Source organism: Agrobacterium burrii (assembly GCF_017313405.1).
GTDB lineage: Bacteria > Pseudomonadota > Alphaproteobacteria > Rhizobiales > Rhizobiaceae > Agrobacterium > Agrobacterium burrii.
In genome coordinates, this window is record NZ_JAFLNA010000001.1 from 450,655 (window position 1) to 463,196 (window position 12,542).

Genomic DNA, 12,542 nt, shown 5'->3' on the forward strand with positions numbered 1-12,542 from the left:
TTCAGGAATGTGGCGCTGGCTGGCCAGCGATTGGGAGTAGTGCATGCGGAAACCCGCCGCCGAAAACACTGTTGCCGACGAAGCAGCGGGCATGGTGGTTGCCGATCGCAGGATGTCTTTTGCCCTGCCGGGGTTGGTGCTCGCCGGCGTCGCCCTCGTTTGCGCCATCCTCACCCTCTTCGTGCTTCTGGGGGTCACACCGATTGCGCCGACATCGAATGTCGTCATCGCCTCCGTTGTCATCAATTCGATCTTCGTCATCGGCCTGATCTTTTTGATCGGCCGCGAAATCAACCGTCTGCTGAAAGCGCGCAAAAAGGGCAGGGCGGCGGCCCGTCTGCACGTGCGCATCGTCGTGCTTTTCTCCATCGTGGCGATCACGCCGGCCGTGCTCGTCGCCATCTTCGCCAGCCTGACGCTGAATGTCGGTCTAGACCGCTGGTTTTCGCTTAGAACCCAGTCGATCGTCGATTCCTCCAGCAATATCGCCCAGGCCTATATGATGGAAAATGCCGGCTACCTTCAGGGACAGACCCTGTCGATGGCCACCGACCTCGATCGCAACCGCGCGCTTTTTTATCTTGACCGTACCGGTTTCGTCGATCTGATGACCCGTCAGGCCAAGGGCCGCGGCCTGCTTGGCGCGTTTCTGGTGCAGGAAGATGGTGACGCCGTTGCGCAGGCCAACATCAAGACGGAGAAACCGCTTCCCGCCATTCCGCACGATGCGCTGGAAAAGGCCGCCGCCGGCCAGCCGACCCTGATCCCGCCCGGCATCACCAACCTTGTCGGCGCCATCATCAAGCTTGAGGGTATCGAGGGAACTTTCCTCTACACCGTTCGCGCAGTCGATCCCAAGGTGATGGGCGCGATGCGGCTGATGGAGGAGAACCGCGCCGAATACAAGGCGATGGAGGCAGGCCGCGCGCCGTTGCAGATTGCCTTTGCCATTCTCTATCTCGGTTTCGCGCTGATCGTGCTTCTGGCAGCCATCTGGACCGCAATTGCGGTGGCCGACCGTATCGTGCGGCCGATCCGCCTTCTCATTAGCGCCGCAGATAGTGTCGCGACCGGCAATATGCATGTGCTGGTTCCCGTTCGCGCCGTCGATGGCGACGTCGGGCGCCTGTCGCGCACCTTCAACAAGATGGTCTCGGAACTGCGCAGCCAGCAGGATCAGATCATCGAGGCGAAGGACGATATCGACGATCGCCGCCGTTTCATCGAGGCTGTGCTGTCTGGCGTTACCGCCGCCGTTATCGGCGTTGACGAAAATCGCAAGATCACCATCGTCAATCCGTCTGGCGAAGAATTCCTGGCGCAGACCTCCGAGCAGCTGATCGGTGCGCAACTGTCGGAGATCGCACCTGAAATAGAACAGGTCGTGACCGAGGCCAACACCTGGGCGCGTGGCAACTTCCGCAAGCAGATCAACATCATGCGGCGCGGCAAGGAGCGGACGCTCAATGTGCAGGTAACCCGCGAGGATGCCCGCGACAGCCGCGATAGCTATGTCATCACCCTCGATGACATCACCGATCTCGTTATTGCCCAGCGCTCCACCGCATGGTCGGATGTGGCGCGCCGCATTGCCCATGAAATCAAGAACCCGCTGACGCCGATCCAGCTTTCCGCCGAGCGCATCAAACGCCGTTTCGGCAAGCAGATCGACGAGAGCGACCGCGCCGTTTTCGATCAGTGTACGGACACCATCGTCCGGCAGGTCGGTGATATCGGCCGGATGGTGGATGAATTCTCGGCCTTCGCGCGCATGCCGAAGCCGACGAAGGAAAAGTCGGACCTGCGTTCGATCCTGAAGGATGCGGCGTTCCTGCGCGAAATCAGCGCCGCCGACACGAAATTCTCAACGGAGCTGGGCGATATCCCGCTGGAAGGCATGTTTGATGCCCGCATGCTGGGACAGGCGTTCGGCAATCTCATCAAGAATGCGACGGAAGCGATCGAGGCGGTGGAGGGCGAAAAGCGGCCGGGGAAAATCCTGGTGCGCGCCTCTTTCGACGAGGCCAATTCCCGCTTCGTGGCTGACATCATCGACAATGGCCGCGGCCTTCCCGTCGAAAACCGTCACCGCATTCTCGAACCCTATATGACGATGCGGGACAAGGGCACCGGCCTCGGCCTCGCCATCGTGAAGAAGATCATCGAAGAGCATGGCGGATATCTGGAACTCCACGATTCCCCGCCGGAGTTCGACCATGGCCATGGCGCCATGATCAGAGTGCTGCTGCCCTATATCGAGGCGGTCGGCGGCGAAAATAATAAGGAAGCAGCATATGGCGTCTGATATTCTGGTCGTGGATGACGAGGCGGATATTCGCGAAATCGTAGCGGGCATTCTGTCCGACGAGGGCCACGAGACCCGCATGGCGTTTGACAGCGACAGCGCGCTGGCCGCCATTTCGGAGCGTGTGCCGCGCCTGATCTTTCTCGACATCTGGATGCAGGGTTCGAAGCTCGACGGTCTGGCGCTGCTGGACGAGATCAAGAGCCGCCATCCCGAAATTCCTGTCGTCATGATTTCCGGTCACGGCAATATCGAAACCGCCGTCAACGCCATCAAGCGCGGCGCTTTCGATTTCATCGAGAAACCGTTCAAGGCCGACCGCTTGATCCTGATCGCCGAACGGGCGCTGGAAAACTCCAAGCTGAAGCGCGAGGTTCAAGAGCTCAAGAAGCGCACGGGTGATGCGGTTGAACTCGTCGGTGCTTCGCTTGCCGTTTCGCAGCTTCGCCAGACCATCGACAGGGTAGCGCCCACCAACAGCCGCATCATGATCCTCGGCCCCTCCGGTTCCGGCAAGGAACTGGTGGCGCGCATGGTGCACAAGAAATCTTCGCGCGCCACCGGACCTTTCGTGGCGCTGAACGCCGCGACGATCACACCGGACCGCATGGAAATCGCGCTCTTCGGCACCGAAGGCTTGCCCGGCCAGCCACGCAAGGTCGGTGCACTCGAAGAGGCCCATCGCGGCGTTCTTTATCTCGACGAAGTCGGCGAAATGCCGCGCGAGACCCAGAACAAGATCCTGCGCGTGCTGGTCGACCAGCAGTTCGAGCGTGTCGGCGGCGGCAAGCGGGTGAAGGTGGATGTGCGCATCATCTCCTCGACCGCCCATCATCTCGAAAGCCTGATCGCCGAAGGCCAATTCCGTGAGGATCTTTACCATCGCCTTGCCGTCGTGCCGGTAAAGGTGCCGGCTTTGTCCGAACGGCGTGAGGATATTCCCTTTCTCGTCGACATGTTCATGCGGCAGATTTCCGAACAGGCCGGCATCCGTCCGCGCAAGATCGGTGATGACGCCATGGCCGTTCTCCAGACGCATGACTGGCCGGGCAATATCCGCCAGCTGCGCAACAATATCGAGCGGCTGATGATCCTCGCCCGCCCCGAAGGCGGCGAAGCGCCTATTTCGGCCGACATGCTGCCGGCAGATATTGGCGACATGCTGCCGAAGATTTCGGCGCAGGGCGACCAGCACATCATGACCCTGCCGCTGCGTGAAGCCCGTGAAATGTTCGAACGGGATTATCTGGTGGCCCAGATCAACCGTTTCGGCGGCAATATTTCGCGCACGGCGGAATTTGTTGGCATGGAAAGATCGGCACTACATCGCAAACTGAAATCTCTCGGCGTATAAGGACAGAAGGCGCATCGCCGTAACCAATTATTCCGTCAGAGAGACAGCATGAGAGTCATCATTTGCGGCGCAGGGCAGGTGGGTTACGGCATAGCCGAACAATTGTCGCGCGAGGATAATGAGGTATCGGTGATCGATACCGCCGCGCCGCTCATCTCCGCCATCACCGAGACGCTCGATGTGCGCGGTTATGTCGGCCATGGCGCGCATCCGGATATGCTGGCGAAGGCGGGCGCGGACCAGGCGGACATGATCATCGCCGTCACACTGCATGACGAGATCAACATCGTTGCCTGCGAGGTGGCGCATGCTTTGTTCAGCGTGCCGACGAAGATCGCCCGCATCCGTGACCAGAGTTATCTGAAGCCGGAATATGCCGATCTCTTCAGCCGCGAGAACATGTCCATCGACGTGACGATTTCCCCGGAAGTGGAAGTCGGCAAGATGGTGTTGCGCCGCATTGCCTTTCCGGGCGCCACCGACGTCGTGCGGTTCGCGGATGACACGATATACATGCTGGCGATCGAATGTATGGAGGACTGCCCGGTCATCAACACGCCGCTGCACCAGCTTTCCAACCTTTTTCCGGACCTCATCGCCACGGTTGTCGGTGTTTTCCGTAACGGCATCCTCAAGGTGGCGCATTCCTCCGAACAGTTGCGGGTCGGCGACCTTGCCTATGTCATCTGTCAGCGCCAGCACGCCCGTCGTACCTTGAGCCTGTTTGGCCATGAAGAGCAGGAAGCACAGCGCATCGTGATTGCCGGCGCCGGCAATATCGGCCACTTCGTTGCCCGCAAGATCGAGGAGATGCAGCCGAAAACGCGGGTGAAGATCATCGAGGCGGATCGCGACAGGGCTGTTGCCGCATCGGAGCAGCTCAGCAACACCATCGTCATGCATGGTTCGGCGCTTGATCAGAAAATTCTGATGCAGGCCGATATTCAAGATGCGGACCTGATCGTGACGCTGACCAATAACGACCAGACGAATATTCTGGCCGCCGTGATGGCAAAGCAGCTCGGTTGCAAGTCCAATCTGGCGCTGCTGAACAGCTCGTCCTTTCATGATGTCGCGGGTTCGCTCGGTCTTGATGCCTATATCAACCCTCGCGCCGTTACCATCTCCCGCGTTCTCCAGCATGTGCGCAAAGGCCGCATCCGCTCGGTTTATGCCGTGCAGCGCGGTTCGGCGGAGGTGATTGAGGCGGAAGCGCTGGAAACCTCGCCGCTGGTGGGCCAGTCCTTCCGTGACATCGACATGCCCGACGGCGTGCGCATCGGCGCGATCTATCGCGACGGCGTGGTCATCCGCCCGGATGGCAGCACGAAGATCAAGGCCAAGGACCGCGTCGTGCTGTTTGCGTCAGCGGACGCAGTGCGCGACGTGGAGCAGCTTTTCCGGGTTTCGATACAATATTTCTGACTGTTTCGAATCGAAAAAGCAGGTCAATACTCGTACCCGTCAGGCCGTTTTCGCCGTTGCGGAACGGGACATGATTTGATACCAGAGTTGCAGGCTGGCCAAGCGGGGGACTAGACTCGGCCGGTTTATTATTGATTGATTATTTTCCGGTGTCCCTGCCGGCAATAAAGAAAGAAGCGGCGCCATGGCGGAACGTTCTCAAAACCTTCAGGATCTTTTCCTCAATACCGTTCGTAAGCAAAAGATTTCGCTCACGATTTTCCTGATCAACGGCGTCAAGCTGACTGGCGTTGTCACCTCCTTCGACAATTTCTGCGTGCTTCTGCGCCGTGACGGTCATTCGCAGCTGGTCTACAAGCATGCGATCTCCACCATCATGCCCGGCCAGCCGATGCAGATGTTCGAAAGCGAAGAAGGCGCAGCCTGATCAGGCTCCCTCTGACGGTATCTTCGATATAGACTGACCCGGATCGGAACATTTCCGGTCTGGTGAGGTTAATCTTCATGGCCGTCCGCGCGGATGCTGTCGGCCGCAATGTTCTTTCTGGATAAGGCTGAGCCCATTTCGACGCGCGACACTTCGAACGAATCGATCATTCCGGAGCAGGAGAAGCGCCGCGACGACATGCGCGCCGTGGTCCTCGTGCCGGTCCTCAAGCAACAACGCGAAAATCGCGATGCGGCGGCAGCACCGGCTGCTCCCGGTCGCTCCGTTGAAGCCAAACTTGAGGAAGCAAAGGGTCTGGCGCTCGCCATCGAACTCGAGGTAACGCAGGGTCTCATCGTTTCCGTCAATCAGCCGCGCCCCGCCACCCTGTTCGGAACCGGCAAGATCGAGGAAATCGGTCATCTTCTGGATGAAACCAATTCCGGCCTGGTGATTGTCGATCATCCGCTGACCCCGGTGCAGCAGCGCAATCTCGAAAAACAGTGGAATGCCAAGGTCATCGATCGCACAGGTCTGATCCTTGAAATCTTCGGTCGTCGCGCTTCCACCAAGGAAGGCACGCTGCAGGTCGATCTTGCGCATCTGAATTACCAGAAGGGCCGCCTCGTCCGAAGCTGGACCCACCTTGAACGCCAGCGCGGTGGTGCAGGCTTCATGGGTGGTCCGGGTGAAACCCAGATTGAGGCCGACAGACGCCTGCTGCAGGATCGTATCGTCAAGCTCGAAAAGGAGCTGGAGCAGGTGGTGCGCACCCGCCAGCTTCACCGTGCCAAGCGCCGCAAAGTGCCGTATCCGATCGTCGCGCTGGTCGGTTACACCAATGCCGGCAAGTCCACGCTGTTCAACCGCATCACCGGTGCAGGCGTTCTGGCGGAGGACATGCTGTTCGCCACGCTCGACCCGACATTGCGGCGCATGAAACTGCCGCACGGCCGCACGGTTATCCTGTCCGATACCGTTGGATTCATTTCCGACCTGCCGACCCATCTCGTCGCGGCTTTCCGTGCGACTCTGGAAGAGGTGCTTGAAGCCGATCTCGTTCTGCATGTGCGTGATATGTCCGATCCGGACAATGCAGCCCAGTCTGCGGATGTGCTGCGTATTCTGAGCGATCTCGGTATCGACGAGAAGGAAGCCGAAAAGCGCATCATCGAGGTCTGGAACAAGGTTGATCGTCTGGGGCCGGAAGCGCATGACGCCATCATGCAGCGTGCCGAAGGCCGCTCTGACATCCGCGCCGTTTCGGCAATTACGGGCGAGGGCGTCGATGCCCTGATGGAAGAGATTTCAAAGCGCCTGTCTGGTGTGCTGACGGAAACGACTGTTGTCTTATCCGTCGAGCAATTGCCGTTGATCTCCTGGGTCTATAGCAACTCCATCGTCGATAACCGTGAAGACCATGAGGACGGATCGGTCGCGCTGGATGTTCGTCTGTCGGAAGCGCAGGCCACTGAGCTTGAACGGAAGCTCGGCAAGTCAACTGTACGCGAGCAGGAACACTGGGAGCGCTAACGCTTCGCAACGGTGTTGTCACTTGCATTCGACGTTATCCTCGGCCCTGTGCCGAGGATCTAATCACGTTGAGTAAAATCAATACGTTGCAGATCCTCGGGACAAGCCCGAGGATGACGTTGGCGTGATCGGCCTGCCCGGCTTTCCCATCTAACGACGCTGATCTTCTTTCGTGCCCGGTTCGAGGCGGTACGGCCAAACCGTGTAGCAGTGGGAGAGGCAGACGAAGGAGAGGTTCTGCTTTTGCCATCACCCGGAGCCCGGGCATGCTGTCCAATCGATCAGGACGGAGCCACATCAAGCGACCGCTCGATGCGTTTTGCCGCCTGCCAGAGGTCTTCCATTCTCTCAAGGCTCGCGGCTTGAAGCGTCTCGCCATTGTCGCTGAGCGATGTCTCGATGTGATTGAAACGCCTGCGGAATTTCGTGTTGGTGCCGCGCAGCGCATTTTCCGGATCGGCCTTGACGTGGCGGCCGATATTGACCAGCGCAAAGATAAGATCACCGAGTTCGTCCGAAACCTTCTCCGGCCTGCCTTCCGCCAGCGCCTCGCGCAGCTCGGCTATTTCCTCTTCGATCTTGTCGAGAATGGGCGCCGGATCCGACCAGTCGAAACCGACGCGCGCCGCCTGTTCCTGCAGCTTCAAAGCCTCGGTCAGCGCCGGTTGGCTGCGCTGCACGCCGCCCAGAAAACCGGCTTTGAAATCCTCGGTAATACCCCGGCGCGCACGGCGCTCCGCACGCTCGCGTTTCTCTTCGGCCTTGATCTGGTCCCATTGCAGCTTGACCGTTTCCGGTGTGTCGGCACTGGAGACGGCGAAAACATGCGGGTGACGACGGATCATCTTTGAGGTAACGGCGTGCACCACGTCACCAAAAGCGAATTCGCCCATTTCCTCTGCGATGCGAGCATGGAAAACCACCTGTAGAAGAAGGTCACCCAGCTCGTCACACAGATCGTCCGTATCCTTGCGCTCGATGGCATCGGCAACTTCGTAAGCTTCTTCGATGGTATAAGGCTTGATCGTCTCGAAGGTCTGAACGATATCCCACGGGCAACCGGTTTCCGGCTGGCGGAGCGCCTCCATGATCTCGATCAGGCGGGAAATATCCTTCGATGCTTCCATATGTCTCAAACCTTTGTTTTTACGCATTTTTCGCGCGGAAATCCGCACTGTACCCTCAACGAAAATGCCCTAGTTCAGCGGAATATCGTTGTCGCTCTTCGATGACTGATAGCTGGTGGAGAGATCATCGTAAGCTGCCTTGATGCGGGCCGTCTGCGCCTTCAGCGTGGTTTTCAACGGATCGTCCTCGCCCTCAACCAGATCGGCGATGAAGAAAGAGTTCCAGAAGGCGTTGTTGCGGCGATAACCGCCCGGCTCCAACCCGAATACCTCCTTCAGGATTTTCAGATCATGCGGGATCGCAAAAGCATCGCGTGAATCCTCATGGCTGAAAAACGAGTAAAAATTGTCGAACCCGGCCCAGGTGATGGCGGACATGCACATGGTACAGGGTTCATGGGTTGAAAGGAAAATCAGGTCCTTGGTATTCGGCTTTTCACCCAGCTCGTAAAACCGCTTCAGCGTGTGCACTTCACCGTGCCAGAGGGGGTTTTCGAGTTCGTTGTTCGTCTCGGCAATCACCAGCGACAGGTCGGATTTGCGCAGGATCGCCGCACCGAAAACCTTGTTGCCCAAGCTCACACCACGAGCCGTCAGGGGCAGGATATCGTGCTCGATGACGTCGAGAAGGCGGGACGCGAGGCGGTGGCTGGTCAAGGGTTTGATCCTTTGTGCCGCTTTAAAGAAAGCGGTATTCGCATGGAGAAAACGACAGAAAATGGTCCTCCCTTGTTCGGCGCGAGGATCCGGTTTGTCAAGGGATTCTCATGGGTTTGAGGGCACCGTGACCGGTGCAAAACAGGGGTGCCGGTTTGTTTTCCTCAAAAACAGGGGTGTTCGAGAAATAAAAATCCAGGTGCTGGAAAGGCTTGAATTTCTGTTTCTTCAATCTTGCGCCGCAATGCGGGATATATGTCCAATGCACAACGAACATGATTTTTCTGCTGCTGGCGACCGCCTTTCAACCTTCCCCGCTTTCTTCCGGGTTGAAGGGCGGCAGGTTGCTGTTTTCGGAAATGGTGACGAGGCTTTCGCCAAGGTGAGGCTTCTCGCCAACACCAATGCGCATATCGTCGCTTACGCCGATCAGCCGGAGGCGGATTTTGCTCGCTATATCAGCGAAAACGGTATTGATCATCGGGCTTTGGCTTTCGCCGCTGAACTGATCGAAGGCGCAACGCTGGTTTTTGCAGCCACCGGAAAAGAGGCGCTGGACCGCGAAATCGTATCTGCCGCGCGCGCGAAGAAAATTCCCGCCAATGCGGTGGATCAGCCGGAATTCTGCGATTTCTTCACCCCCGCGCTGGTCGCCCGCGCACCCGTCGCCATCGCCATCGGCACGGAAGGGGCAGGGCCGGTTCTTGCCCAGATGATCCGCGCCCGCATTGACCAGATGCTGTCGCCATCGCTCGGAAAGCTTGCACGTCTTGCGGTACAGTATCGCGATGCAGCCGAAGAAAATGTGCCGAAGGGCGCTTTGCGGCGCAATTTCTGGCGGCGGTTCTTTTCGGGTGCTGTTGCGGATGCTGTCGCTCTCGGTGATACCTCTTCCGCCCGTCATGCCGCTGATCGCCTATTGCAATCGCCCGAACGCAGCGAAGGCCGCGTCTGGCTTGTGGGCGCAGGTCCCGGTGCGGAAGATTTGCTGACGCTGCGTGCCCAGCGCGTGCTGATGGAAGCCGATGTGATTGTCTACGACGCTTTGGTGCCGCAGGCGATTGTCGATATGGGGCGCCGCGATGCCGAGCGCCTGTCCGTCGGCAAGCGCAAGGGTTGCCACAGCAAATCGCAGGATGAAATCAACCGCCTGCTGGTGCGCCTCGGCAAAGACGGCAAGCGCGTCGTGCGTCTCAAATCCGGCGATCCGCTGGTCTATGGCCGGGCAGGCGAGGAAATGGCGGCGTTGCGCAATGCCGGTATCGGTTACGAGATCGTGCCGGGCATCACCTCCGCCTTCGCCGCCGCTGCGGATTTCGAATTGCCGCTGACGTTGCGCGGTGTCGCCTCGTCGCTGATTTTCACTACCGGCCACGATCTGACCGGTGATGTGCTGCCCGATTGGGCGCGCCTTGCCGTCTCGGGCGCAACCATCGCCGTCTATATGGGCCGCAGCGTTGCCGCTTCGGTGGCGACCCGATTGATTGAAGCCGGGCTGGGTGTGGAAACCACCGTCGCCGTCATCGAAAACGCCAGCCGTGCGGATCGCCGCCTGCTCCATGGCACATTGAACGATCTGCCCGACCTCGAACATCGCGATGAACTGACCGGCCCGGTCATGGTCATCATCGGTGATGCGGTGGCGGGTGCGAATTTTGACAGGTCCGAGCCGCTTGCCCTAGCAAAGCTGACGGACCGCAAACGGGAGTATGTAAATGGTTGACAAGGTTTTGACCGCCAATCGTCTGGGCGATGGTATCGCCGTCTGGCTCGACGCCAATGGCGAATGGACGGAGAACCTGCAGGGCGCCATCGTTGCCCGCCATGCGGAGGCCGTCGCTTCGTTCGAGGAAATCGGCAAGCGTGATTTTTCCGCCAACAAGGTGGTCGATGTGGCCATCGTCGATGTGGTGGAGGAAAATGGCAAGCTCTGGCCGACCCGGCTTCGCGAACGCATTCGCGCCGCCGGCCCCACCATGCACTATGCCGCTGGTTTCAAGCCGGCCGATGCAGCCTTTATCGCAGTCTGAGGAAGAAGATGTACCGTTACGACGAGTTCGATCACGCATTTGTTGAAGGCCGCGTGGCACAGTTTCGCGATCAGGTTGAGCGCCGGCTATCCGGCGAACTGGCCGAGGACGCATTCAAGCCGCTGCGCCTGATGAACGGTGTCTATCTGCAGTTGCACGCCTATATGCTGCGCGTTGCCATTCCCTACGGCACGCTGAATTCGCAACAGATGCGGATGCTGGCCCATATCGCCCGTAAATATGACCGGGGTTACGGCCACTTCACCACCCGCCAGAACATCCAGTACAACTGGCCGAAGCTTTCCGATACGCCGGATATCCTGTCCGAACTGTCGAGCGTGGAAATGCATGCGCTCCAGACTTCCGGCAACTGCATTCGCAACGTCACCGCCGATCATTTCGCCGGCGCGGCCGCCGATGAGGTCGCCGATCCGCGTCCTTACGCCGAAATCCTGCGTCAATGGTCTTCCGTGCATCCCGAGTTCTCGTTCCTGCCGCGCAAGTTCAAGATCGCTGTCACGGGTGCCGAGCGCGATCGCGCCGCCATTCAGGTTCATGATATCGGCCTGCATCTGAAAAAGAACGACAAGGGCGAGATCGGTTTTGCCGTCTATGTCGGTGGCGGGCAGGGGCGCACGCCGATGATCGCCAAGAAAATCCGCGATTTCCTGCCGGAAGAGGACCTGCTGTCCTACACCACGGCGATCATGCGCGTTTATAACCTGCACGGCCGCCGCGACAATAAATACAAGGCGCGCATCAAGATCCTCGTGCATGAAACCGGCGCGGAAGAGCTGTCCCGTCAGGTCGAGGTCGAGTTCGCCGAGCTGAAAAACACCGAATTGAAGCTGCCTGATGTCGATATCGCGGCGATTTCCGCTTATTTCGCACCGCCGGAACTGAAGAACCGCCCCGAAGGCTGGGAAAGCCTGGCGCGCTGGAAGAAGGCGGATGAGGGTTTCGCCCGTTTCGTTGACCAGAATGTCCAGCCGCACAAGCACCCCGATTACGGCATGGTGACGATTTCCCTGAAGCCGATCGGTGGTATTCCGGGCGATGCGACCGATGAGCAGATGGACCTCGTCGCTGATATAGCCGAAGAATACGCTTTCGACGAAATCCGCATCAGCCACGAGCAAAACATCATCCTGCCGCATGTCGCGCTGGCCGATCTGGAGCCGATCTATCGCGCGCTGGTGGGTGCTGGCCTTGCGACCGCCAATGCCGGGCTGATCACCGATATCATTGCCTGTCCCGGGCTGGACTATTGCGCGCTTGCCAATGCGCGCTCCATTCCGCTGGCGCAGGAAATTTCCACCCGCTTTGGTTCTCATGAACGCCAGTTGGAAATCGGCGAACTGAAGATCAAGATTTCCGGCTGCATCAACGCCTGCGGCCATCACCATGTCGGCCATATCGGCCTGCTGGGTGTAGAAAAGAAGGGTGCGGAACTCTACCAGATCACGCTTGGCGGATCGGGTGATGAAAACACCTCGATCGGTGAGATCATCGGCCGTGGTTTTGAGCCGGACAGGGTAACTGACGCCATTGAAACCATCGTCGATACCTATCTGCGGCTTCGCCTGTCGAAAGAGGAAATCTTCCTCGATGCCTATCGCCGTGTCGGACCGCAGCCTTTCAAGGATGCGCTCTACGGTTCCGCCGCCGAAGCCGCCTGAGGAGA

Annotated in this window: 10 protein-coding genes; 8 read left to right on the forward strand and 2 right to left on the reverse strand. The window is 58.9% G+C overall.

Going from position 1 to position 12,542, the window contains the following annotated elements:
• Positions 1 to 43: 43 nt before the first annotated feature.
• The 5 genes from JZX89_RS02375 to hflX all read left to right on the forward strand — a co-directional run bounded on the left by JZX89_RS02375 (position 44) and on the right by hflX (position 7,044).
• Positions 44 to 2,305, forward strand: coding sequence for a sensor histidine kinase NtrY-like (locus JZX89_RS02375; protein WP_149897647.1), 2,262 nt, complete (start codon positions 44 to 46; stop codon positions 2,303 to 2,305).
• Positions 2,295 to 3,659, forward strand: a complete 1,365-nt coding sequence (ntrX, locus tag JZX89_RS02380) for a nitrogen assimilation response regulator NtrX (RefSeq protein WP_003496149.1) — start codon at positions 2,295 to 2,297, stop codon at positions 3,657 to 3,659. The genes JZX89_RS02375 and ntrX overlap by 11 nt, the downstream gene beginning before the upstream one ends.
• Positions 3,660 to 3,707: 48 nt before the next feature.
• Entirely contained in the window at positions 3,708 to 5,084 is a 1,377-nt protein-coding gene (trkA, locus tag JZX89_RS02385; protein ID WP_153513660.1) for a Trk system potassium transporter TrkA, read from the forward strand.
• A gap of 184 nt (positions 5,085 to 5,268) precedes the next feature.
• Positions 5,269 to 5,511: an RNA chaperone Hfq gene (gene hfq / locus JZX89_RS02390; protein WP_003496145.1), complete on the forward strand. Its 243-nt coding sequence runs from the start codon at positions 5,269 to 5,271 to the stop codon at positions 5,509 to 5,511.
• A 108-nt stretch (positions 5,512 to 5,619) separates the two neighbouring features.
• Positions 5,620 to 7,044 (forward strand): GTPase HflX, encoded by a 1,425-nt coding sequence (hflX, locus tag JZX89_RS02395; RefSeq protein ID WP_207132945.1) that lies wholly within the window; start codon positions 5,620 to 5,622, stop codon positions 7,042 to 7,044.
• A 281-nt stretch (positions 7,045 to 7,325) separates the two neighbouring features.
• Here hflX and mazG read toward each other — a convergent pair whose 3' ends face one another.
• Positions 7,326 to 8,171, reverse strand: coding sequence for a nucleoside triphosphate pyrophosphohydrolase (mazG, locus tag JZX89_RS02400; protein WP_174372642.1), 846 nt, complete (start codon positions 8,169 to 8,171; stop codon positions 7,326 to 7,328).
• A 69-nt stretch (positions 8,172 to 8,240) separates the two neighbouring features.
• Positions 8,241 to 8,828, reverse strand: a complete 588-nt coding sequence (locus JZX89_RS02405) for a deaminase (protein ID WP_207132946.1) — start codon at positions 8,826 to 8,828, stop codon at positions 8,241 to 8,243.
• Between the two features lie 262 nt (positions 8,829 to 9,090).
• Here JZX89_RS02405 and cysG point away from each other — a divergent pair, with 262 nt between their 5' ends.
• From cysG to JZX89_RS02420, 3 genes are read left to right on the forward strand one after another with little or no spacing between them, the layout of a single operon-like run.
• Complete coding sequence (gene cysG / locus JZX89_RS02410) at positions 9,091 to 10,551, forward strand: siroheme synthase CysG (protein WP_207132947.1); 1,461 nt, start codon at positions 9,091 to 9,093, stop codon at positions 10,549 to 10,551.
• Positions 10,544 to 10,858, forward strand: a complete 315-nt coding sequence (locus JZX89_RS02415) for a DUF2849 domain-containing protein (protein WP_153513663.1) — start codon at positions 10,544 to 10,546, stop codon at positions 10,856 to 10,858. The genes cysG and JZX89_RS02415 overlap by 8 nt, the downstream gene beginning before the upstream one ends.
• An 8-nt stretch (positions 10,859 to 10,866) precedes the next feature.
• A complete protein-coding gene (locus JZX89_RS02420; RefSeq protein ID WP_207132948.1) occupies positions 10,867 to 12,537 on the forward strand; it encodes a nitrite/sulfite reductase in 1,671 nt (556 codons plus the stop codon).
• Positions 12,538 to 12,542 lie beyond the last annotated feature (5 nt).